Source organism: Novosphingobium sp. Leaf2 (assembly GCF_001421325.1).
Taxonomy (GTDB): Bacteria; Pseudomonadota; Alphaproteobacteria; order Sphingomonadales; family Sphingomonadaceae; genus Novosphingobium.
In genome coordinates, this window is record NZ_LMJY01000018.1 from 175,238 (window position 1) to 197,823 (window position 22,586).

Below are 22,586 nucleotides of genomic sequence, written 5' to 3' on the forward strand. Positions count from 1 at the left end.
ATCAGTATGATCGCGCCACGTATATCCGTTCCACGGCCGCCCGTCCGGTAAATACGCACGCACCGGTAGCCGGCGCCGCACCCAGCGGGGTATTGCGGATCGTCAGCTTCAAGCCCTTGAGCTTTTGCACCACGGCTTCAAGTTCTTCGCCGGTGGGCCGCGCCCATTCCACCTCGACCCAACCGGGGTAGCGGTTTTCGCTTGCGAAGACCTGCGCCAGCTCCTCGAACGTCGTTGCGGTGGAAATGTTGGCGTCCCGCCTGGCCTTCGCCTGCGCATAGAGCGACGTCTGCACGTCCTCGATCTCGGCGACGGCACTGGCCAGGAACGCCTCGCGAGCCAGCCCCACGAAATTCGCCTTGGCGGCCTGCGTCCACAACCGGTCGCGCCGCAGGACGGACACCTGCCCGTTGTCCGCATCGCGCCCGCCTATCTCCAGGATCAACGGCACGCCCTTTTTCACCCACGCCCAGCGCTTTTGCGTCGCCTTGCCTGGCCGCTTGTCCAGCAGCACGCGCACCGGTTCACCCAGCGCAGACTGCGCGGCGAGTGCCTCGCGAAGATCCTCACAGTACGCCAGCAGCGCATCGTCCTCCGCGGTTTCGCGCAGCATTGGCAGGATCACGATCTGGTGCGGCGCAACCGCAGGCGGCACCCGCAGGCCATCGTCATCGCCGTGGACCATGATCAGGCCACCGATCATGCGGGTGGACGTGCCCCAGCTCGTGGTGTGCGCATATTGCTGCGCGCCTTCGCGGTCCTGATAAGTGATACCTGCCGCGTGCGCGAAACCGGTGCCCAGGTAATGCGAGGTGCCGGCCTGCAGCGCCTTGCCATCCTGCATCATCGCCTCGATCGAATACGTCGCCACCGCGCCGGGGAACCGCTCGTTCTCAGGCTTTTCGCCGGCGATCACCGGCATCGCCAGTTCGGTTTCGGCAAAATCGCGGTACATTTCCAGCGCCCGCAGCGTCTCGCTCATCGCGTCTTCGCGGTCTGCGTGTGCGGTGTGACCTTCCTGCCAAAGGAACTCGCTGGTGCGAAGGAACATGCGGGTGCGCATTTCCCAGCGCACCACGTTGGCCCACTGGTTGACCATCAGCGGCAGGTCGCGCCACGATTGAACCCACCGCGCCATCGCCTGTCCGATCACCGTTTCGGACGTCGGGCGCACGATCAGCGGCTCTTCCAGCTTTGCTTCGGGATCGGGCACCAGCCCGCCCTTGCCATCGCCGATCAGCCGGTGATGGGTGACGACCGCCATTTCCTTGGCGAAGCCTTCGACGTGCTGCGCCTCTTTCGCGAAGTACGACAGCGGAATGAACAACGGGAAGTAGCAGTTCTGCACGCCCGCCGCCTTGATGCGATCGTCCATCAGGCGCTGGATGCGTTCCCACACACCGTAACCCCACGGCTTGATGACCATGCAACCGCGCACGCCGGATTCCTCGGCCATCTCGGCTTCGGAGACGACTTCCTGATACCACTGCGCGAAATCGTCGGCGCGCTTGGTGGAAAGGGCATGGCGGATGGCGGGCGTCTGGCCGGTCTTCTGATTCATGACTGCGCTGTTAGCCGCACTCCGACCTTGGTTCAAACCCTCGTCGCACAAACGGGAGACCACGCCGCCTTAGTCTAGCATGTCAGCCAGGTCCGCAGGGTAGAACGGTTCGTCCAGCGCAGCCAGCGCAGCGCGATCGAACCAGCGCCAGCTTTTCATGACGGCGCGTTCCAGCGCGGTGTGGCCCGCGGTATCGATCGCTTCCGGATCGGTGCCTTCCGACAAGCGCACCTTGAAGTACCGCTCGTCAGCCTCGACGGGCACGCCTTCCAGCGTGATGAATTCCGCCTGCCGACGAGCCACCTGTGGCCCCGGCTCCGCGACGATGCCGGTCTCCTCCAGCAGTTCGCGCCTTGCCGCATCCTCGTACGTTTCGCCGGAATCGAGAGCGCCGCCCGGTGTGCACCAGAATGGCGGCCGGTCAGGCGGATCGAAGCGAAACAGCAGCACCCTGCCCGCATCGTCCAGCAAAAGGATGCGGGCCGCAGGACGGGCGGCACGGCTGGACATTACTTGCCCAGCGTATCGAGCCGCTTCTGGATCTCCGCCATCTGTTCGCGCAACGCCGCAAGATCGTCCGGGTCCGCAGGCACCTTGCCTTCCGGCTTTTCAGCGCCGGGCATGAAGGCAGAGGAGGCAGCCCTGAACATCGCCATGTTGCGCTCGGCCAGCTTGGCCAGCGGGTTGTTGCCCAGGCTATCCTCGAACGCCTTGGCCAGCTTGGTTTGATTGGCGCGGAAGTTCTCCATCGAGGCTTCCAGATAGTGCGGGATCAGCGACTGCATCGAATTGCCGTACATGCTGATCAGTTCGCGCAGAAAGTTCACCGGCAGCATCTGCTCGCCGTTGGATTCTTCCTCCATGATGATCTGCGTCAGGATCGTGTGAGTGATGTCGGCCCCGGTCTTGGCGTCGAGCACTTTGTAGTCCACGCCTTCACGGGTCATCTTCGACAAGTGATCGAGCGTTATGTAGCTGGACGAGCGCGTATTGTAGAGGCGCCGGTTAGCGTATTTCTTGATGATGACCGTGTTGTCTTCGCCAGCCGCCGCTTCAGCCATGTCCGCCTCCGAAAATCTGTTTTGATTTCGTGATGCTATCACTTGCGCTTGTCGCGTTGCAACACAATTTGCTGCGCAGCAAAAAGCCGAGCCTCACAGAACGGCGGCCCAAATCGTTGAATACGCGCTTAGGCTTCACCATAGTCGCGCGGCGGACCACTGCGCAAACCCCACAAGGAAACCGCCAGTGCTACCGCAACCACGATCCAGGTATACCACAACCCCTGATACGGATTGCCGCTGCGTGCCACCATGTAGCTTGAGATCAGCGGCAGGAAGCCGCCGAAGTAGCCCGTACCGATGTGATAGGGAATTGACATCGAACTGTAGCGGATGCGCGGCGGGAACATCTCCGACAGCAGTGCAGCGACCGGACCGTAAGTAGCGCCGGACAACGCCATCATCGCAATCAGCATCAGCCCGATCATCACCGCATTGCCCAGCGGCGGCTTGACCTTGCCCAGATCGTATCCCGCCTGGGTGAGCCAGGACTGGATCTGCGCCGTGCGAGCCTTCTTGTCGGCCGATGCATATGTATCCAGCGGCATCGCCTTGCCACCGATCTGCAGCACAAGGTTCGGCGCGGCGGACAGCTTATATGTCACGCCGGCGCCGGCCAGATCGCCCAGCAGTTTGCCGCACTTGGTGGCCTGTTCCGCAGCGAAGGGATCGTAGGCGCAATCCGGGCCGACCACGAAAACCGGCACCCGCTCATTCGCGGTCACAAGACCGGGATTGGCGTAGGAGCCTACGGTCCAGAAGACCGGGAACAGCAGAGCCAGCGTCAGCGCATAGCCCCACACGATCGGCTTCTTGCGGCCGATCCGGTCGGACAAGCTGCCGAAAATCACGAAAAAGGCCATGCCGATGGCAGCGGATATCCCGACGATCACTTCCGCCCAGGTATCGTCCATGCGCATCGCGCCCTTGAGGAAGCCCAGCGCGGAGAACATGGCGGTATACCAGATCACCGTGAGACCCGCCGCGATCCCGAACAGTGCGATGAAGATGCGCTTCTTGTTGCCGGGATACGTAAAGCTTTCGACGAACGGATTGCCCGCCAATTCGCCTTGCGCCTGCATCGCCCGGAAAACCGGGCTTTCCGACAGCTTGAGGCGCATCCACAAGGATACCGCCAGCAAAGCCATGCTCAGGATGAATGGCAGGCGCCAGCCCCAGGCATCCCATGTCTGCGCACTCATCAGGGCCTTGCACCCCAGCACCACGATGAGGCTGAGCACGAAGCCGCCCACCACGCTGGCCTGAATATAGCCGGTGTAGTAGCCGCGCCGGTTGGGCGGCGAATGCTCCGAAACGTAGATTGCTGCGCCGCCATATTCGCCGCCGAGCGCCAGGCCCTGAAGCACGCGCAGCAGCAGCACGATGGCAGGGGCGGCATAGCCGATCGATTGTGCCGACGGGATGAAACCCACCCCGGCGGTGGCGATGCCCATCAGCGTCACGGTGACGAGAAACGTATATTTGCGGCCCAACCGGTCACCCAGAAAGCCGAACAGGATCGCACCCAAGGGTCGGAAGCCGAAGCCTACGGCAAAACCCGCCCACACCAGCAGCGTTTCGAGTGTGGCGTTGCCGGAGGGAAAGAACGTCTTGCCGATGATGGCGGCCAGCGTGCCGTAGATGAAGAAATCGTACCACTCGAACACGGTGCCCATCGAGGATGCGGCGATCACCAGCCGGATGTCGGACGCGGACGGTGCCGCGCCTTGCTTATGGTGCTGTGTGTCTGCCATGTTCCCCCAGCCCTAACCCCGGCCTTAGTTTGACGTTACCGTAGCCGCGCCTTCAGCCGGTGGAAAGCGCCTGCGTGGCGGCTGTCCACGGCAGCATCACTGCCCCGTGCCGGGCGGGGTAGGCGCGCGCTGCGGCGATGGTTTCGAGGCCCGGCCAGTCGGGCGTCGCCCCGCCCTGATCAAGCCAGACCGCGATGGCGTCGCGCGCCGACCGGATCTGTGCGCCGGTCATACCGCGCACCGATTGCGCGAATATCGCGGCTGACGCCTGTCCGATGGCGCAAGCATGGCTTTTGACGCCGACGCGCTCCACCGCACCTTCCGCGTCTAAAGTAAGCCCCAGCACGATCGCGCTGCCGCAGCTTTTGGATCGTGCTTCGCCCTGAAAGGCGAGGTCATCCGCCAAAGAATAGGCGGCCAGTTCGATGGCAAGTCCCAGCACTTCCGGGGTGTAAAGGACTACCGCGCTCACTGTGCACCTTCCTTGGCGGCGGCGGCTCGCGCCTGTGCGCGGCGCTGGGCGATCATCTGCACAAGCGATTCGCTGCTCGCATTGATGAATGGGTATGTTTTGGCGTGCCGCATCCAGTCCGGCCTACCGCCCACGCCCCAGATCGTGTCGTAGCCCAGCACCAGTATCGAAAACCCCAGCACGACGATGATTACGCCCTTCACCGCGCCAAACCCAAGGCCCAGCACCCGGTCTATCGGCCCCAGCACCGAAGCGCGGCTTTTCGAACCGGCCCATTTCGCCACCATCTTGACCGCCGCGAATGGCAATCCCAACAATAAGGCGAATGCCAGCACTGCCGCGCCCGAGCCTGACCCCAGATGCGGTTCAAGCCATTGGGTGAAGGGGGTATGCAGCAGCCGAATGGCGAAGATCGCAAACACCCATGCCGCCAGCGCCAGAATTTCCTGCACGAAGCCGCGGATAAAGCCGAAAATGGCGCCGATACCCACGATCAGCAGGATGGCGATGTCGAAGCCGGTCATATGCCCTATGAGTTAGGCATCGGACAGGATGCGGTCAACGAGGTTGGGCAACATTGCCAGGCCAGTGAACTGCAGCCCCTTTTCAGGCGCTGGCCCATTCGACGGACCGAAGGCCTTGGCAAAGCCCAGCTTGCCGGATTCGCGCTGCCGGATAGAGCCATGCGCCACGGGCCGGATTTCGCCGGCCAGCGACACTTCGCCGAACCATACGGCATCTGTGGGCAGCGGCTTGTCCCCCAGCGCCGAGATCAGCGCGGCCGCCACAGCAAGGTCCGCGGCCGGATCGCTCAGCCGATAGCCGCCCGCAACGTTCAGGTAGACTTCGGCACTGGAAAAGCTGAGTCCGCAGCGCGCTTCCAGCACCGCCAGCAGCATGGCCATACGCCCGGAATCCCAGCCCACCACCGCCCGGCGCGGCGTGGCACCGCTTTGCAGCCGCACGATCAGCGCCTGGATCTCCACCAGCACCGGGCGCGTGCCCTCCATTGCCGGGAATACCGCGCTGCCGGCCATCGGCTCTTCGCGCCCGGACAGGAACAGCATCGAGGGATTGCCCACTTCCGCCAGCCCCGCGCCTTCCATTGCGAAAACGCCGATCTCGTCCACCGGGCCGAAGCGGTTCTTGAGGCTGCGCAGGATGCGATACTGGTGGCTGCGCTCGCCCTCGAAGCTCATCACCACGTCCACCATGTGCTCAAGCACGCGCGGGCCGGCGATCGACCCGTCCTTGGTGACATGGCCGACGAGAACCAGCGTCACGCCGTTCTCCTTGGCATAGCGGATCAGTTCGAACGCGCAGCCGCGCACCTGGCTGACGGTGCCGGGCGCGCCTTCGATCTGGTCGGAATGCATGGTCTGGATCGAATCGATGACCAGCAGCGCGGGCGGGTCCATCATGCCCAACGTGGTCAGGATGTCACGCACCGACGTGGCGGCGGCAAGCTGGATCGGTGCGCTGGTCAGGCCCAGCCGGTCAGCGCGCAGCCGCACCTGCCCCGCCGCTTCCTCGCCGCTGACGTAGACCGACAGGCCGCCTGCATTGGCGACATGCGCCGAGACCTGCAGCAGCAGCGTGGATTTGCCGATGCCGGGGTCTCCGCCCATCAGGATCGCCGAGCCGGGCACGAAGCCGCCGCCCAGCGCCCGGTCGAATTCGGAAATGCCGCTGGTGCGCCGCTTGGGGATTTCGCCAGGCCGGTCCAGCGGCGTGAAGTGGATGGGCCGCCCACCGGTGGACAGATCGTGCTTGGCCGAAAACACCGTCTGCGGCACGTCTTCGGCCAGCGTGTTCCATTCGCTGCAATCGGGGCACTGCCCCTGCCAGCGCGTGGAAACGCCGCCGCACGCCTGGCACACATATCGCCGTTTGGGTTTCGCCATGCCTTCGCCTAAACGGAACACAATGAGAACGCAATTGCCATTCTGAAAATGCTGCGGCACACAGGCGTGATGCAGCAGAAAGAACTGCGGATCGCCCTGGTCTGCTACGGAGGTGTCAGCCTCGCGGTCTACATGCACGGTGTCACCAAGGAGCTGTGGAAGGCGCTTCAGGCCAGCCGCGCGCACTGGGCGGGAGGTGATGCGCCCCAAGGCAGCGCGGCGGTGTACCTCGACCTGCTGCGCCATCTGGAGGGCAGCGGCAACGTGCGCCTGCGGGTGCTGGCGGACATCGTGGCGGGCGCCAGCGCGGGCGGCATCAATTCGATCTTCCTGGCTCAGGCGATCCACTCCGGCCAGTCGCTGGAGCCGTTGACCGACTTGTGGCTGGAAACCGCCGACGTCGACATGCTGCTGGACCCTGAGGCCAAGCCCGGGTCGCGCGCCGCCAAGTTCTGGGCCGCGCCGCTGGTAAGCTATCTGCTGCATCGCCCCGGCAACGCGGTGAGCGAAAGCGTGGCGCCGGAAACACGTGCGGAAGTGCGTGAAAAGCTATCCAACTTGGTGCGCTCGCGCTGGTTCGAGCCGCCATTCAGCGGGATCGGCTTTTCGCGCCTGCTGCACCGCGCGCTGTCCGCCATGGCGCAGGCACCGGCGGGACCACCGCTACTGCCGCCGCGCCATCCGATTGACCTGTTCGTGACCGCGACCGATTTTGCCGGGCGGCTGGAAACGCTTCGTCTGCATTCGCCCGAACTCGTGCTGGAAAGCGAGCATCGGCTGACGTTTGGATTTCATGGGCTTGTGCAAAGCCACGGCTCGCCGCTCGCCGCCATCCCGGAACTGGTCATGGCCGCGCGCGCGTCCGCCAGCTTTCCGGGCGCCTTTCCGCCGCTGCGGATCGCCGAAATCGACGCGCTGATGGCGGAGCATGATACGCCGTGGCCGGGACGCGACGCGTTCCTGCACCGCATCATGCCCGAACATGCGCGACGCGGTGATCTTGACAGCGTTTCGCTGATCGACGGTTCAGTGCTGGTGAACGCGCCCTTCGCCGATGCGATGGCGGTGCTGCGCGACCGTCCGGCAACGCGGGAGATAGACCGGCGGTTCGTGTATATCGACCCCACGCCCGATCACCTCGGCGCGGAAATGCGCCGCGATACAAAAGTGCCGGGGTTCTTCCAGGTGATCTTCGGCGCACTGTCCGCCATCCCGCGCGAGCAGCCGATACGCGACAATCTGGAAACGCTGGCACGCCAGTCGCGGGAGATGGCATCGCTGCGCACGATGATCGGCGCGCTGCGTCCGGAGGTTGAGGAGACGGTCGACACGCTGTTTGGCCGCACGTTCTTCCTCGATCGTCCCACACCCAAAAGGCTGGCTGCCTGGCGGGCCAAGGCGCAGCGCGCCGCGTTCGAGCAGGCGGGGTTCGCTTATCACGGGTATGCGCAAGTGAAGTTCAGCGGCATCATTGCGATGCTGGCGCGGCTGGTGGTGGATGCGGCGCCCGAACTGGACCTGCCGTCGCCCGATCCGGTGGCGGACCGGCTGGTCGCGCACCTTGCCGCAACCGGGATCGACCGGGCACAGGGATTGCGCAACGGCGCATCGCCTGAGATGATCGTGTTCTTCCGCAATCACGATCTCACCTTCCGCATCCGCCGCCTGCGCCTGCTAGCGCGCCGGCTGGCGCAGGAGTGGGAGACGCAGGACGGCGTGAGCGCGCAGGACCGCGACGCCGCGCGCGCGGCGATCTACGCGGCGCTGTCGTTGTATATTGCCCGCGAGCCGCTGGCGGCGATGGGAGATGACTTTGCTCCGCTGGCCCGCGCGTTCTTCGAAGATCCACAAGCGGTGATCGACCATGTCGCCAAGGCTCGCAATCTGCTGGAAACCGACAACGCCGCGGACGAAATCCTGGCCACGGCGCTGGCGGCGATGCCGCAGCCGCTGCGCCGGCGGGTGCTGCTCGCGTATCTGGGTTTTCCCTTCTACGACACCGTCACCCTGCCTCTGCTGCGCGGCGAGGGGCTGACCGAATTCAACCCGGTGCTGGTGGATCGCATTTCGCCGGAGGACTGCCACGCGATCCGGCGCGGCACGAGCGAACCGACCTTGCGCGGGCGCGAGTTTTTCAACTTCGGCGCGTTCTTCAGCCGCAGTTACCGCGAGAACGATTACTTGTGGGGGCGGCTGCACGGCGCCGAACGCATGATGGACCTGATCGCGTCCACCCTGCCCGCAGACATGGCCATGTCCGCGCAGGACTTGCTAGCCTACAAACGCCGCGCCTTCCTGGCGATACTGGACGAGGAGCAGGACCGCCTGCACGCCGATCCCGAACTGGTGAACAGCATCCGGGCGGAGGTGGAACGCCACGCGTGAAAGGCGGTGCGATGTCGGGGCGCCCCTTTTCGCAGGGCGCCCCGGATCATCAGTCCGTAAGGTCGGTCCAGGCCTCTTTGATCCGATCGAAAAAGCCCTTCGACTGCGGGCATTCGTCACCGGTTTCGGTAGCCTGCAGTTCGCGCAGCAATTCCTTCTGCCGCGCAGACAGTTTGGTGGGCGTTTCCACCGCGATCTCCACGATCATGTCGCCGCGCCCCCTCCCTTGCAGAACGGGCATGCCGGCACCACGCTTCTTGAGCTGCTTGCCGGACTGGATGCCCGCCGGGATTTCCACCGCGATGGGCTCGCCGTCCATGCCGGGAATCTCGATGGCACCGCCCAGTGCCGCCGTGGTGAACGTGATTGGCACCCGAGTGAGCAAGGTGGTGCCATCGCGCTCGAACACGCGGTGGCGCTTCACGTGCAGGAATATGTACAAGTCGCCCGGCGGGGAGCCGAACGGCCCCGCCTCGCCCTTGCCAGACAAGCGGATACGCGTGCCCGAATCGACGCCCGGCGGAATGTCCACTTGCAGTGTCTGGGGCTTGTCCACCCGGCCTTCGCCGCCACACGCCCGGCACGGCTTTTCAATCACCTCGCCCCGGCCATGACAGGTCGGGCAGGTGCGCTCGACCACAAAGAAACCCTGCTGTGCGCGCACTTTGCCGTGGCCGCCGCACATCGCGCAGCCGCGCTTGCCGGTGCCCGGCTCGGCGCCGGAACCCTTGCACGGCTCGCACCCTTGCGAGACTTCGATGGTGATCTCGGTCTGCTTGCCGTGGAACGCCTCGTCGAGCGTGACTTCCATGTCGTAGCGCAAGTCCGCGCCGCGGCGCTGCTGCTGCCGGCCACCGCCGCCAAAGCTGCTGCCGAAGATCGATTCGAAGATATCGCCGATGTCGCCGAAATCCGCCCCGCCTTGGCCGCCGCCGCCCATGCCCTGCTGGAATGCCGCATGGCCATAGCGATCGTACGCCGCGCGCTTTTGCGGGTCACGCAGGCAATCGTATGCCTCGCTGATCTGCTTGAACTTGGCCTCCGCCTCACGATCGCCCGGATTTTTGTCCGGGTGATACCGCATGGCGAGCCGCCGATAGGACGATTTAAGGATCTTGTCGTCGGCGGTCCGCTCGCATTCGAGCAGTTCGTAATAGTCTATTTCAGTTGCTGACACGGTATGTTTCTTCCCCGCGGATAACCTAACCGCCACCGGCGCAAAATGCACCAGTGGCGGTCATGGTTTTCATCAGGACTTGTCAGCCCTTGTTATCGTCGACTTCCGAGAACTCGGCGTCGACCACGTCGTCACCGCCGGCCGGAGCCGCTTCCGGAGAGGCAGCCGATGCCTGCTCCTTCTCGTAGATCGCCTGCCCGACCTTCATCGCAACCTGGGTCAATTCCTGAGCCTTGGCGTTGATTTCAGCGGCATCGTCGCCTTGCAGCGCAGTCTTGGTGGCGGCAATCGCGGCCTCGACTTCGCTCTTGAGGCCGGCGTCGATCTTGTCGCCGTTCTCGGCAAGCTGCTGCTCGGTCGCGTGGACCAGGCTGTCCGCCTGGTTGCGCGCTTCTGCGGATTCGCGCCGCTTCTTGTCCTCTTCGGCGAACTTCTCCGCATCACGAACCATCTGATCGATGTCGGCATCGGACAGACCACCGGAGGCCTGGATGCGGATCTGCTGCTCCTTGCCGGTGCCCTTGTCCTTGGCCGACACATTGACCAGACCGTTAGCATCGATGTCGAAGGTCACTTCGATCTGCGGAACGCCGCGCCGCGACGGCGGAATGCCCACAAGATCGAACTGGCCCAGCAGCTTGTTGTCCTGCGCCATCTCGCGCTCGCCCTGGAACACGCGGATCGTCACCGCCTGCTGGTTGTCCTCGGCGGTCGAATAGACCTGGCTCTTCTTGGTGGGGATCGTGGTGTTGCGATCGATCATCTTGGTCATGATGCCGCCCAGCGTCTCGATACCCAGCGACAGCGGGGTGACGTCGAGTAGCAGCACGTCCTTGACGTCGCCCTGCAGCACGCCGGCCTGGATCGCCGCGCCCATCGCAACGACTTCGTCCGGGTTCACGCCGGTGTGTGGCTCCTTGCCGAAGAAGTCCTTCACCACTTCGCGGACCTTGGGCATGCGCGTCATGCCGCCGACCAGAACCACCTCGTCGATGTCCTTGGCCGATAGGCCGGCATCGGCGATCGCCTTGCGGCACGGCTCAAGCGTGCGCTGGATGAGGTCTGCGACCATGCGCTCAAGATCGGAACGGGTAATGGTTTCGACCAGATGTAGCGGCGTGGTGGCGCCGCCTTCCATGCGGGCGGTGATGAACGGCAGGTTGACCTCGGTCGTCGCGGTGGACGAAAGCTCGATCTTGGCCTTTTCAGCCGCTTCCTTCAGGCGCTGCAGGGCCAGCTTGTCGGTCTTGAGGTCAAGGCCCTCCTTGGCCTTGAACTTGTCGGCCAGCCATTCCACGATCTTGGAATCGAAATCCTCGCCGCCCAGGAACGTGTCGCCGTTGGTGGACTTCACCTCGAACACGCCGTCGCCGATTTCCAGCACCGACACGTCGAACGTACCGCCGCCAAGATCGTAGACCGCGATGGTCTTGCCATCCTGCTTGTCGAGACCATAGGCCAGGGCCGCCGCCGTCGGCTCGTTGATGATGCGCAGCACTTCGAGGCCCGCGATCTGGCCGGCGTCCTTGGTCGCCTGGCGCTGGGCGTCGTTGAAGTAGGCCGGCACGGTGATGACCGCCTGCGTCACCGTCTCGCCCAGATAGGCTTCGGCGGTTTCCTTCATCTTCTGGAGCGTGAAGGCGCTGATCTGCGACGGGCTGTAATCCTCACCGCCGGCCTGCACCCAGGCATCGCCGTTCTTGCCCTTGACGATGGTGTAGGGGACCAGCTCGGTGTCCTTCTTGGTCACCGGATCATCAAAGCGGCGGCCGATCAGGCGCTTTACCGCAAAAATCGTGTTGTTGCCGTTGGTCACGGCCTGGCGCTTCGCCGGCTGACCGATCAGACGCTCACCATCCTTGGCGAATGCGACGATCGAAGGCGTCGTGCGCGCACCTTCGGAATTCTCGATGACCTTGGGCTTGCCGCCGTCCATTACGGCGACGCAGCTGTTGGTGGTGCCAAGGTCGATACCAATTACTTTAGCCATTATCCCCATTCCTCACGTCAGTGGATGACACCGCACGGATCGCCTCCCTTACACCAAGGCAAGGCGGCTTGCGCGGCTCGGTGACGTTCTAAGTCGTCGAGCGGGGATATAGGTGACGTTTTGCTTGGAACAAGTCTGCGGTGGTGGCATTAGGCGGGCGATTTTCCACGGGGCGACCCGACGCTTATGCCGGAGCATGCATATGCCGATTACCTTGCGCCACCGCCCCATCGCCGTGATCGGCGCGCTCGCCCTCATCGCCGGCCTTGGCGCCTGCGGCAAGACGCCTGACAGTCCTACCCAGACCAACGAGGCAAAGGTGAGCGGACCCGACGCCAAGCCCGGCCTTGCCGCCAGCGATGGCCGGCTGGTGCTGCCGGTGGTTGCGGGGCGTCCCGCCGCGGTCTACTTCACCTTGCGCAACGATGGCGCAGTGCCGGTGACGTTGGCCGGCGTCAACGTATCGGGCGCGGGACAGGCGCAGATGCATCAGACTAACGGCGGGTCGATGGGGATGGTCGCCTCGCTGCCGGTGGACCCAGGTGCATCTGTGGTGTTTTCGCCGGGCGGGCTGCACATCATGGCCTTCAACCTCGCGCCGACGATGAAGGCCGGAGGCGTTGCCGAACTGACGCTGACGTTCTCTGATGGGGACAAGCTGTCAATGCCGCTGCGCATAGAGACGATGGAAAGCACGGATGCCGATCCCGATGGCCCAGACGGCAGCATGGCCGCACAGGACATGACCGGCCATGACATGAAGGGCATGCCGGGGATGCAGCACTGACACCCGCTTCGCCCGCCGATGGGCGCCCGCTGACAAGCGGCGAGGCGCAACTCGTCAAGGCGCTATTCGGCGATGCCATCGATTGCGCCCCAGTGCGGGTGCGGCAGCGGCGCTGGTTTCCGTTTCAGCCGGTCAACACGGTTATGGCGCCGTGCGGCCACCTGCATTTTCATCCCGGATCGAAGCTATACCGTGACGATTTCGCGCAAGCGCCGCGCAGCCTGCAGGGGCTGTTCCTGCACGAGATGACGCATGTGTGGCAGGCTCAGCTGCGCGGCCGATACTGGCTGCCGTTGATGCGCCACCCCTTCTGCCGCTATGGCTACACGATCACGCCGGGCAAACCGTTCGAGCGCTATGGCATCGAGCAGCAGGCCGAAATCATGCGGGATCTGTTCGTGCTGCGCAGCAGTGGATCTTCGCCGGGCAAACCGCCGGTGGAAGTTTACGAGGCGCTGGTGCCGTTTGTGCCGAACGACTGATCGCCCGGGCGCACCCCACTATCGCACGATGATCGTACCCTTCATCCCGAAGGTAGAATGCATCAAGTGGGAACAATGCACGTCATAGCGTCCGGGCGCCGGCGCGATAAGTTTGATATCCACGGACTCGCCGCCGCCCAATTCTATCTTGCCATCGCTGGACAGCGGCGGTTTGACGCCGCGTGATGCCGCAAAAAAGCCCTTCGCCACAAAATTATGCCCGCTGGTCGACGTGTTGGCGATGTGAAGCACATAGCTTTTGCCATGATCCAGGGTGATGGTTTCCGGCATGATCTTGAAGCTCGAAAGCTCCACGTCGATGCGGGTTACGCTTTGAGCATTGGCGGGTTGCGCGGCGGCAACAGCGGGGACCATGGCAAGCATCAATGCTGAATATCGTAGCCACATGTTACGCTTCTCCATCTGCCCAGATTTGCGCGGAATGGTTTTATCCCGGCATATGGGAAACGCTCTGACGGGGCCGATTGAGCTTCCGTCGAACCTGGGCTCGTGCCGTTGTCCGGCACGTGCCCAGGTTTTTAGATCATCCTAGATCGCAGTCTGCAAGCGATCAGCAATCGCGGTCCCAGTAGCGTTCGCCGTTACGGTCATAGCGATAGCAACCGCGGTCGCCGTCCTTCTTGGCTTGCGAGCCGACCAGGGCACCGGCAGCGGCGCCAACCGCTGCGCCTGTAACGGCATTGCCGCCGGCAATTGCACTGACGCCAGCGCCCAGCGCGCCGCCCGCCACCGCGCCTTCACCGCCGTAATTGCTTGCACAGCCGCCTACGCTCAGGGCGCCGGCTGCCAGAATGGGAAGAATGAATTTGCGCATACACCGTCTCCGAAATTCAGTGGTAATGGACGGACAACGGCACAACGGGGCAACAGGTTCCGTCTTCACAAAACGTCATTCTTCCCGGCAGGGTGACGCTGAGCCGTCAGTCCGGCTTCTTGGCTACTGCAACCATGGCCGGGCGCAGCAGACGGTCCTTAATCATGTAACCGGCCTGCATTTCCTGCACGATCGTGCCGGGCTCTGCATCGTTGGACGGCACCTCGATCATCGCCTGGTGCTGGTTGGGATCAAGCGGCAGTCCGGTGGCGGCGATGCGGGTGATGCCGTGGCTGGCGAACACCTTCTCGATTTCCCGGCCCGTCGCCTCTATGCCGGTGACCAGGCTTTTCATCCGCTCATCCTCTCGCAAGTCTGCCGGGATGGCGGCAAGGGCGCGCGCCAGATTGTCGGACACGGACAGTATATCGCGCGCAAACCCGGTTGCGGCGTAGGCGCGGGTATCGGCGATGTCCTTTTCCAGACGACGGCGCACGTTCTGGGTTTCTGCGCGGGCGTACAGCACGTCTTGTTGCGCATTCGCGAGTTTTTCGCGCAAGGATGCGATCTCTTCGTTCTCGTCCTTGGTATCGAGCATGTCTTCAGGCACGCCCTTGAGTTCTTCCGCAATGGCAGGATCAATCGCGGGGGTCTGCGTCTTGTCGTCAGTCATTTTCTAAACTGTTCCAGCTATCCGATGAGCTTGCCCAGGCTCTGGGCGGTGAAATCCACCATGGGCACGACGCGCGCATAATTCAACCGAGTCGGGCCGATAACCCCCACCACGCCGACCACCCTGCCCTCCCGGTCGCGATAGGGCGAAGCGATGACGGACGAGCCCGAAAGCGCGAACAGCCGGTTTTCCGAGCCGATGAAAATGCGCGTCGCCTGCGCGTCGCGCGCGGTGTCCAGCAAATCCGCGACCGACTGCTTGTTCTCCAGATCGTCCAGCAGCGAGCGCACCCGCTCCAGGTCCGTCAGCGCCGCTTCGTCCAGCAGGTTGGCCTGCCCGCGCACGATCAGCACGGGCCGGGCGGAAGCGTCCTGGCTCCACACCGCCAGCCCACGCTCCACCAGATCACGGCTGGCGGAATCGAGCGCTGAGCGGCCAGACGCGATCTGTGCGCGCATCGCCTGCGCCGCCTGCACCAGTGTGCGTCCGCCCAGGTGAGCCGAAATGTAGTTCGATGCTTCTTCCAGCGCGCCGGGCGGCAGGCCGGGCGGCAGGTCCAGAACCCGGTTCTCCACCGCGCCATCCTCGCCCACCAGCACCACCAGCGCCCGGCCCGGACCCAACGGCACCAGTTGGAGATGGCGCAGGCGCGGTTCCCGCCGGGGCACCATCACCACGCCCGCGCCCGAGGTCAGGGTGGAGAGCAGCGCGCTAGTCGCTTCCAGCGCGGCTTCGATGGGGCCGGGCGCCGCGATCCGCCGCTCGATCGCCATGCGTTCTTCAACGGTGGGTTCCGCCACCTGCATGATGCCGTCCACGAACAGCCGCAGGCCCGCCTCGGTCGGCAGCCGTCCGGCGCTGGTGTGCGGTGCGGCCAGCAGGCCCAGCCCTTCCAGGTCCGCCAGCACCGAACGAATCGAGGCTGACGACAAGTTCATGCCGCCGCTGCCCGCCAGGGCCTTGGAGCCCACCGGCGTGCCGGTTTCCAGATAGCCTTCCACGACGAGCCGGAATATCTCGCGCGCTCTGGTCGTCAGTTCGGTGATCGGCTGTGTTGGCATCGCATGTTCCAATTTAGGCGATCCTTTTGCGCCCTCAAGCCCCTTGAACCCTCAAGCCCAATGCGCCTAGGGCCCAGGCACAAATTCACGACAAGGACATGCCCCATGCGACCTTCCGGCCGCGCGCCAGACGAAATGCGCGTCATCGATATCCAGACCGGCTTCACCAAGCATGCCGAAGGCTCCGTGCTGATATCGTTCGGCGATACGCGGGTGCTGGTAACCGCCTCGGTCGAGGAAAAGGTGCCCCCGTTCCTGCGCGGCAAGGGCGAAGGCTGGGTGACGGCGGAGTATTCGATGCTGCCGCGCGCCACGCATACCCGCGGCTCGCGCGAAGCGGCCAAGGGCAAGCAGTCCGGCCGCACGCAGGAAATCCAGCGCCTGATCGGTCGCTCGCTGCGCTCCGTGGTGGACATGAAGAAGCTGGGCGAACGCCAGATCGTGCTGGACTGCGACGTGCTGCAGGCGGACGGCGGCACCCGCACCGCCTCGATCTCGGGCGCGTGGGTCGCGCTGCGCATCGCGGTGGACAAGCTGATCGCCGCCGGCAAGATCAAGGAGGATCCGATCCAGGCCCAGGTCGCCGCGATTTCCTGCGGGATCTACGAAGGCACGCCGGTGCTCGACCTGGACTACATCGAGGATAGCGGGGCCGACGCCGACGCGAACTTCGTGCTGATCGAAGGCGGACGCATCGCTGAAGCGCAGGCCACCGCCGAGGGCGCGACCTATGACGAGGAAGGCCTGCTGCGCCTCCTGCGTCTGGCCCGCATCGGCTGCGAAGGCATCTTTGCGGCACAGGCCAAAGCGGTAGGACGCTGAACCTGATGGTCGCCCGCATCCTGGATCCTGCGCAACAGCTCGTCATCGCCACGCACAACGCGGGCAAGCTGCGCGAGATTTCCGCGCTGCTTGCCCCTTATGGCATGTCGTGTGTTTCCGCGGGCGCTCTCGGGCTGGACGAGCCGGAGGAGACCGGCACGACTTTTGTCGAGAATGCGCTGCTCAAGGCGCATGCCGCCGCCAAGGCTTCCGGGCTGCCGGCGCTGGCCGACGACAGCGGGCTGTCGGTTACCGCGCTGGGCGGCCGGCCCGGCGTCTACACGGCTGACTGGGCCGAGCGGCAATGGTTCGAGGGTGAGCCGGGCCGGGACTGGTTCATGGCGATGGGCAAAGTGGAAGGGCTGCTGTGCCAGGCTGGCCCCACGGTGGACCGGTCCTGCTGGTTCACCAGCGTGCTGGCGATCGCCTGGCCGGACGGCGGCGAGGCGGTCTACGATGGGCGTATCGACGGCACCTTCACCTGGCCCCCGCGCGGGATCATGGGCTTCGGCTATGATCCCGCCTTCGTGCCTGCGGGCAGTGCGCTGACTTTCGCCGAACTGCCCTTGGAAGAAAAGCAGCGCATCAGCCACCGTGCCGATGCTTTTGCCAAACTGGTTGCCGCGCAATTCGGAAACGACCGCGCCGCGCCTTGACTTCGCGGCAATAGCCGCGCCTGAAGGACACATGGCCCGCGCCCTTTACATCCACTGGCCGTTCTGCCTCGCCAAGTGCCCGTACTGCGACTTCAACAGCCATGTACGGGACCGGGTGGACCATGACGCCTGGCAAGCCGCGCTGCTGGCCGACATGCGCCACGAGCATGTCCTTGCGGGCGGGGAGCCCCTCGATTCGATCTTTTTCGGCGGCGGCACCCCTTCGCTGATGCCGCCGGCGCTGGTGGCGCGGCTGCTGGCAGAGGCCGAAGCACTGTGGGGCTTCGCGCCCGGAATCGAGATCACGCTGGAGGGCAATCCCTCCTCGGTCGAAGCTGCCAATTACGCCGCGCTTGCCGATGCCGGCGTCAACCGTGTGTCGCTGGGTCTGCAGGCGCTGGACGATCAGACGCTGCGCTTTCTGGGCCGGCTGCATGACGCGGGCGAAGGACTTCAGGCGCTGGAGGTGGCGCAGCAGCATTTTGAGCGGGTCAGCTTCGATCTGATCTACGCCCGTCCGGGCCAGTCCCTGGCGGACTGGCATGCGGAACTGGCACGCGCGCTGTCTCTGGGCACCGGCCATCTGTCGCTCTACCAGCTGACGATCGAGCCGGGCACGCGTTTCGAGACGATGGTGCGCAAGGGCGATTTCCTGCCGCTGGACGAGGACGCCTGCGCCGACATGTTCGCCCTCACGCGGGAAACGACGGCGGCAGCCGGGCTGCCCGCATATGAGATCAGCAACCACGCCCGCCGCGGCGAGGAAAGCCGCCACAACCTCACCTACTGGCGCTATCAGGACTATTGCGGCGTCGGACCCGGCGCGCACGGTCGGCGCGGCGGTCTGGCCACCGTGCGCCATCGCAAGCCGGAAAACTGGCTGGCGGGCGTGGACCGCGCCGGCCACGGCATCGCTGAGGAGCGCGTGCTGGGCATTCACGAACAGGCGAGCGAGGCCATGCTGATGGGCCTGCGCCTGCGCGAAGGGGTGGACCTTGCAGCGATGTCCGCGCGATTCGGGATGGATGAGGGGCACTTGTGCGATCCGGCCAAGGCGGCATTCTACGAAAAGCAGGGTCTGGTGCAGCGTGACGGCTCGCGCGTTATCGTGACGCAGGCCGGCATGGTGCTGCTCGATGCGTTGATGGCCGAACTGGTGCCCGCGCAACTCGTGGCCGGCTGATGGGTGCCAAGGCGGACCTGCTGGAGCCGTGGGGCGCCTATCTTGCGCAGGATCGCCGCCGCAGCCCGCATACCGTCAGGGCCTATCTGGCAACGGCGGCGCGCCTGATCGATGCGGTGGCCCCACAGGACTGGGCAGCGCTTGCCCGCATCGACGCGAAAGACTTGCGCACGCATCTAGCGGCGCGCCGGAACGATGGCATCGGCAATGTGTCCGCCGCGCGTGAACTGTCCGCGCTCAAGGCGTTTCTTACGTTCGCGCGGGAAAAGTCCGGCATCGCGCAGGCCCTGCCGCCCCGGCTCAAGGGGCCGCGCGTGAAGAAAGGCCTGCCGCGCCCTGTCACCCCGGACGAGGCGGTGAACCTGGCCGCGATGGTGGAGGAGGACGCATCCCGCCCCTGGATCGGCGCGCGCGACCGGGCGGTGCTGCTGCTGCTGTACGGTGCCGGCCTGCGCATTGCCGAAGCGCTCTCGCTTTCCGGCGCGGTGCTGCCGCTGGGCGAGACGCTGGTAGTGACCGGCAAGGGCGGTAAGCAGCGGATGGTGCCGCTGCTGCCGATCGTACGCGATGGTATTGCTGATTATCTGGCGAAGTGCCCTTGGCCGATGGAACGCGATAAGGCGCTGTTTCGCGGGGCCAAGGGCGGCGCGCTGGCGCAAGGCGTGGTGCAAAAGGCGGTGGCGCGGGCGCGTGTCGTGCTCGGCCTGCCCGCCACGGCGACCCCGCATGCGCTGCGCCACAGCTTTGCCACGCACCTGCTTGGGGCCGGCGCGGACTTGCGATCCTTGCAGGAACTGCTCGGCCATGCCTCCCTCAGCTCCACCCAGATCTATACCCGCGTGGATGCCGCGACGATGCTGGACGTCTATCGCAACGCCCACCCGCGCGAACGCGGGGCGGACAAGACTGCCGGCAACAGGCCTAACGGGGCCGACGCTTCCAGTTGACCACGCGCCACACGTAGAACACCACCGTGATGGCGGCGACCGCGAGCGTCGCATAGCCCAGCCATTGCTCTGCCTGGGAAAGCGTGTGGCCCAGCCACTGCCCGCCCAGGATCAGCAGCACGTTCCATATCGCCGCGCCTGCTGCGGTGAACAGCAGGAACCGCATATGGCTCATGTGCGCAAGACCCGCCGGAATCGAGATGACGGTGCGGAACATCGGCATGAACCGCATCAAAAACACCACCCAGTGTCCATGACGGCGCAGGAAATGGCCGGCTTTTTCCACATCGTGCCATTCCAGCGTCAGCCACCGGCCCCACCGCTCGATAACCGGGCGCAACCGTTCGTAGCCCAGCCGGTCGGCGATCAGGAACAGCACGTAGTTTCCTAGCGTCGCGCCCAGCGTGCCCCAACCCAGCAGTGGCCAGAACTGCATGTCGCCACGCGCCACGGCAATGCCGCCAAGCCCCATGATCAGTTCGGACGGGATTGGCGGAATGATGTTTTCCAGCGCCATGAGCAGCATGATGCCCATGTATCCGCCCTGCCGGATAACCTCGTAGACCCACTCAGACACGAGTTGGCCCCGCGCTTACATCGCCGCGTGGCGCGCCCCGATCGCATCCCAGATCCGCGCGCCCGTGTCCGTGCCGTTGAAGCGGTCTATCGCCACGATCCCGGTGGGCGACGTCACGTTGATTTCGGTCAGCCATTTTCCGCCAATCACATCGATGCCAACGAAAACCAGACCGCGCGCTTTGAGTTCCGTGCCAAGCGCTGCGCAGATTTCCTCTTCGGTCGAAGTGAGTTCGCTGGCCTCTGCCGAGCCGCCCACGGCAAGGTTCGAGCGGAATTCGCCCGCGCCGGGCTTGCGGTTGATCGCACCGGCAAATTCGCCGTCCACCAGCACGATCCGCTTGTCGCCGTCCGCAACGTCCGGAAGGAACGGCTGGACCATGAACGGCTCCACCCAGGCATTCTCGAACATTTCGATCAGTGCGCCCAGGTTCGATCCGTCCGCCGGGACACGGAAAACCGCCTTGCCGCCATTGCCGTGCAGCGGCTTGATGACCAGATCGCCGGGGTGACGCTGGTTGAACGCCTTCACGTCCTCGATCCGGCGAGCGATGAAGGTGGGCGGCATGAACCGGGCGTAATCGAGCACGAACACCTTTTCGGGCGCGTTGCGCACCGAGGCGGGATCGTTGACCACTAGCGTGCGCCCGGCCAGCCGCTCCAGCAGGTGCGTGGCGGTGATGTAGCCAAGGTCAAACGGCGGATCCTGACGCATCAGCACCACGTCCACATCGTCCACCAGATCAATCAGGCGATACTCGCCGCGCGTGAAATGCGCGCCTTCAACGCGCTGGACCGTGATCGGCGCGCCCCAGCAGGTCAGCCGGCCATTGGCGCCGTGCGCGGTATCGTAAGCCAGCGTGCGCACGTCGTAATGAAACAGCGTGTGCCCGCGTGCCTGCGCCGCCAGCATCAGGGCGAAGCTGGAATCACCGGCGATCTTGATCGTTTCGAGCGGGTCCATCTGGACGGCAACGCGAAGGGACATGGCAGAGCGAACCTTTTGGTGGACAGACGTTCGCGGCGGCGATGGACCGCGCTCCCCCGCCGGTCAAGCGCCCGGTTGCCACGCGTTGACGATCCGGCGCGGCCAGCAGCGCGGCGCCATGAGCATCACGTCGATCCGCTGGTCGTCGCCGGCGCGCACGAAACGCGGTGCGATCAGGTGCGCCGCGTCCGCCACCCGCCGAAGCCGGCGCGCGTCGATCGCGGTGGCCAGTTCCGCCCGCGAAGCGCGCCATTTCACTTCGACGAAACACACGATCCGCCCGCGCCGCACCACCAGATCCACCTCGCCGCGCCGGGTCTTCACCCGCCGGCCCAGCACGCGCCAGCCCGACAGCCACAGATAGACGGCAGCCGTCGTCTCGGCACGCCGTCCGCGCTTTTCGGCCCTGAGGCGCGTGTTCACTTGAGCTCCATCGCACGGGCATACAGCGTCTTGCGGTCCAGCCCGGTGGCCTTGGCCACGGCGGCGGCTGCCTGCGATGGCTTGGCATCTGCAAGCGCCGCACGCAGCAGGGCGTCCACATCGAAGTCGCTCGGCGCCGCCTCCTCTCCCGGCGGAGCGATCAGCAGCACGATCTCGCCCTTGGGGGGATGCGCCGCATAATGCGCGGCCAGTGCGCCGGGCGTGCCGGTGCGGCATTCCTCGAACTTTTTGGTCAGCTCACGCGCCACCGCCACCTCGCGGCCGGGCAGCACTGCTTCGATGGCGGCCAGCGCGGCATCGAGGCGCGGCGCGGTTTCGTAAAACACCAGCGTGGCGGGCACCTGGCCCAAGGCGGTCAGCGTATCTTCGCGCGCCTTGGCCTTGTTGGGCAGGAAGCCGGCGAACAGGAACCGGTCATTAGGCAAGCCAGACAATGTCATCCCCACTACCGCCGCATTGGGGCCCGGCAGGCTGGTCACCGCGATGCCGCGTTCGCGCGCCGTGCGCACCAGCCGGTAGCCCGGGTCGGAGATCAACGGTGTGCCGGCATCGCTGACCAGCGCCACCGGTTCGTCCATCATCAGCGCCAGCAGCCGCTCTCGATCGCCCTCTCCGGCATGATCGTCATAGCGGATCAGCCGCTGCTTGATGCCGAGGTGATGCAGCAGCTTGCCGGTGACTCGCGTATCCTCGCACGCCACCGCGCTGACCATGCGCAATGTCTCCACCGAACGCAGCGTAATGTCGCCCAGGTTGCCAATCGGGGTTGCGACTATGTAAAGGCCTGGGGAAAGGGTGTTATCCATCACCCCACTCATGCCCATGCAC

24 protein-coding genes are annotated in these 22,586 nt (G+C 64.9%); 7 read left to right on the forward strand and 17 right to left on the reverse strand.

The window, feature by feature from the left end:
• Position 1: 1 nt before the first annotated feature.
• The 7 genes from proS to radA all read right to left on the reverse strand — a co-directional run bounded on the left by proS (position 2) and on the right by radA (position 6,752).
• Positions 2 to 1,561: a proline--tRNA ligase gene (proS, locus tag ASE49_RS13895; protein WP_056773677.1), complete on the reverse strand. Its 1,560-nt coding sequence runs from the start codon at positions 1,559 to 1,561 to the stop codon at positions 2 to 4.
• Positions 1,562 to 1,630: 69 nt separating this feature from the next.
• The gene (locus ASE49_RS13900) at positions 1,631 to 2,071 is read right to left on the reverse strand and encodes an NUDIX hydrolase (protein WP_056773680.1); all 441 of its coding nucleotides are present in this window, start codon (positions 2,069 to 2,071) and stop codon (positions 1,631 to 1,633) included.
• Entirely contained in the window at positions 2,071 to 2,622 is a 552-nt protein-coding gene (gene phaR / locus ASE49_RS13905) for a polyhydroxyalkanoate synthesis repressor PhaR (protein WP_056773683.1), read from the reverse strand. Before phaR ends, ASE49_RS13900 begins: the two co-directional genes overlap by 1 nt.
• 128 nt (positions 2,623 to 2,750) lie before the next feature.
• Entirely contained in the window at positions 2,751 to 4,376 is a 1,626-nt protein-coding gene (locus tag ASE49_RS13910; protein WP_056773687.1) for an MFS transporter, read from the reverse strand.
• A gap of 52 nt (positions 4,377 to 4,428) precedes the next feature.
• Complete coding sequence (locus ASE49_RS13915; protein ID WP_056773688.1) at positions 4,429 to 4,848, reverse strand: iron-sulfur cluster assembly scaffold protein; 420 nt, start codon at positions 4,846 to 4,848, stop codon at positions 4,429 to 4,431.
• Positions 4,845 to 5,372, reverse strand: coding sequence for a CvpA family protein (locus ASE49_RS13920; protein ID WP_056773690.1), 528 nt, complete (start codon positions 5,370 to 5,372; stop codon positions 4,845 to 4,847). The genes ASE49_RS13915 and ASE49_RS13920 overlap by 4 nt, the downstream gene beginning before the upstream one ends.
• 12 nt (positions 5,373 to 5,384) lie before the next feature.
• The gene (radA, locus tag ASE49_RS13925) at positions 5,385 to 6,752 is read right to left on the reverse strand and encodes a DNA repair protein RadA (protein ID WP_056773692.1); all 1,368 of its coding nucleotides are present in this window, start codon (positions 6,750 to 6,752) and stop codon (positions 5,385 to 5,387) included.
• Positions 6,753 to 6,821: 69 nt separating this feature from the next.
• On the opposite strand from radA, the gene ASE49_RS13930 reads away from it, so the two are divergent.
• Positions 6,822 to 9,137 carry a patatin-like protein gene (locus tag ASE49_RS13930; protein WP_056773962.1) on the forward strand — a complete coding sequence of 772 codons (2,316 nt, stop codon included), beginning with the start codon at positions 6,822 to 6,824 and terminating at the stop codon, positions 9,135 to 9,137.
• 49 nt (positions 9,138 to 9,186) lie between these two features.
• Here ASE49_RS13930 and dnaJ read toward each other — a convergent pair whose 3' ends face one another.
• Positions 9,187 to 10,314, reverse strand: coding sequence for a molecular chaperone DnaJ (dnaJ, locus tag ASE49_RS13935; protein ID WP_056773695.1), 1,128 nt, complete (start codon positions 10,312 to 10,314; stop codon positions 9,187 to 9,189).
• Between the two features lie 82 nt (positions 10,315 to 10,396).
• Positions 10,397 to 12,304 carry a molecular chaperone DnaK gene (gene dnaK / locus ASE49_RS13940; protein WP_056773697.1) on the reverse strand — a complete coding sequence of 636 codons (1,908 nt, stop codon included), beginning with the start codon at positions 12,302 to 12,304 and terminating at the stop codon, positions 10,397 to 10,399.
• Positions 12,305 to 12,506: 202 nt separating this feature from the next.
• Between dnaK and ASE49_RS13945 the strand changes: the two genes are divergently transcribed.
• Together ASE49_RS13945 and ASE49_RS13950 are read left to right on the forward strand one after the other, a co-directional pair.
• Positions 12,507 to 13,091, forward strand: coding sequence for a copper chaperone PCu(A)C (locus ASE49_RS13945; protein WP_082456486.1), 585 nt, complete (start codon positions 12,507 to 12,509; stop codon positions 13,089 to 13,091).
• Positions 13,092 to 13,183: 92 nt separating this feature from the next.
• Positions 13,184 to 13,573 (forward strand): vgr related protein, encoded by a 390-nt coding sequence (locus ASE49_RS13950; protein WP_235522991.1) that lies wholly within the window; start codon positions 13,184 to 13,186, stop codon positions 13,571 to 13,573.
• A gap of 18 nt (positions 13,574 to 13,591) precedes the next feature.
• Here the strand turns inward: ASE49_RS13950 and ASE49_RS13955 are convergent, their stop codons facing one another.
• From ASE49_RS13955 to hrcA, 4 genes are all read right to left on the reverse strand, one after another.
• Positions 13,592 to 13,996, reverse strand: a complete 405-nt coding sequence (locus tag ASE49_RS13955; RefSeq protein ID WP_200922057.1) for a cupredoxin domain-containing protein — start codon at positions 13,994 to 13,996, stop codon at positions 13,592 to 13,594.
• A gap of 148 nt (positions 13,997 to 14,144) precedes the next feature.
• Entirely contained in the window at positions 14,145 to 14,408 is a 264-nt protein-coding gene (locus tag ASE49_RS13960) for a glycine zipper domain-containing protein (RefSeq protein WP_056773705.1), read from the reverse strand.
• Between the two features lie 106 nt (positions 14,409 to 14,514).
• Positions 14,515 to 15,081, reverse strand: coding sequence for a nucleotide exchange factor GrpE (grpE, locus tag ASE49_RS13965; protein ID WP_056773708.1), 567 nt, complete (start codon positions 15,079 to 15,081; stop codon positions 14,515 to 14,517).
• A 17-nt stretch (positions 15,082 to 15,098) separates the two neighbouring features.
• Positions 15,099 to 16,142 (reverse strand): heat-inducible transcriptional repressor HrcA, encoded by a 1,044-nt coding sequence (gene hrcA, locus ASE49_RS13970; RefSeq protein WP_056773711.1) that lies wholly within the window; start codon positions 16,140 to 16,142, stop codon positions 15,099 to 15,101.
• Between the two features lie 105 nt (positions 16,143 to 16,247).
• On the opposite strand from hrcA, the gene rph reads away from it, so the two are divergent.
• The 4 genes from rph to ASE49_RS13990 are packed head-to-tail and all read left to right on the forward strand — an operon-like array spanning position 16,248 to position 19,750.
• A complete protein-coding gene (rph, locus tag ASE49_RS13975; protein WP_056773712.1) occupies positions 16,248 to 16,964 on the forward strand; it encodes a ribonuclease PH in 717 nt (238 codons plus the stop codon).
• A gap of 5 nt (positions 16,965 to 16,969) precedes the next feature.
• Positions 16,970 to 17,620 (forward strand): RdgB/HAM1 family non-canonical purine NTP pyrophosphatase, encoded by a 651-nt coding sequence (gene rdgB, locus ASE49_RS13980; RefSeq protein ID WP_056773714.1) that lies wholly within the window; start codon positions 16,970 to 16,972, stop codon positions 17,618 to 17,620.
• A gap of 31 nt (positions 17,621 to 17,651) precedes the next feature.
• On the forward strand, positions 17,652 to 18,803 hold the full coding sequence (hemW, locus tag ASE49_RS13985; RefSeq protein WP_056773965.1) for a radical SAM family heme chaperone HemW: 1,152 nt from the start codon (positions 17,652 to 17,654) through the stop codon (positions 18,801 to 18,803).
• On the forward strand, positions 18,803 to 19,750 hold the full coding sequence (locus ASE49_RS13990) for a tyrosine recombinase XerC (RefSeq protein ID WP_056773716.1): 948 nt from the start codon (positions 18,803 to 18,805) through the stop codon (positions 19,748 to 19,750). Before hemW ends, ASE49_RS13990 begins: the two co-directional genes overlap by 1 nt.
• On the opposite strand, the gene ASE49_RS13995 is transcribed toward ASE49_RS13990, so the two are convergent.
• The 4 genes from ASE49_RS13995 to rsmI form a co-directional block, all read right to left on the reverse strand.
• Complete coding sequence (locus ASE49_RS13995) at positions 19,725 to 20,327, reverse strand: DedA family protein (protein WP_056773719.1); 603 nt, start codon at positions 20,325 to 20,327, stop codon at positions 19,725 to 19,727. The genes ASE49_RS13990 and ASE49_RS13995 overlap by 26 nt on opposite strands.
• Positions 20,328 to 20,342: 15 nt before the next feature.
• Complete coding sequence (gene gshB, locus ASE49_RS14000; protein WP_056773722.1) at positions 20,343 to 21,314, reverse strand: glutathione synthase; 972 nt, start codon at positions 21,312 to 21,314, stop codon at positions 20,343 to 20,345.
• A gap of 63 nt (positions 21,315 to 21,377) precedes the next feature.
• Positions 21,378 to 21,737 carry a YraN family protein gene (locus tag ASE49_RS14005; RefSeq protein WP_056773725.1) on the reverse strand — a complete coding sequence of 120 codons (360 nt, stop codon included), beginning with the start codon at positions 21,735 to 21,737 and terminating at the stop codon, positions 21,378 to 21,380.
• Positions 21,734 to 22,564 (reverse strand): 16S rRNA (cytidine(1402)-2'-O)-methyltransferase, encoded by an 831-nt coding sequence (rsmI, locus tag ASE49_RS14010; RefSeq protein ID WP_056773728.1) that lies wholly within the window; start codon positions 22,562 to 22,564, stop codon positions 21,734 to 21,736. The genes ASE49_RS14005 and rsmI overlap by 4 nt, the downstream gene beginning before the upstream one ends.
• Positions 22,565 to 22,586 lie beyond the last annotated feature (22 nt).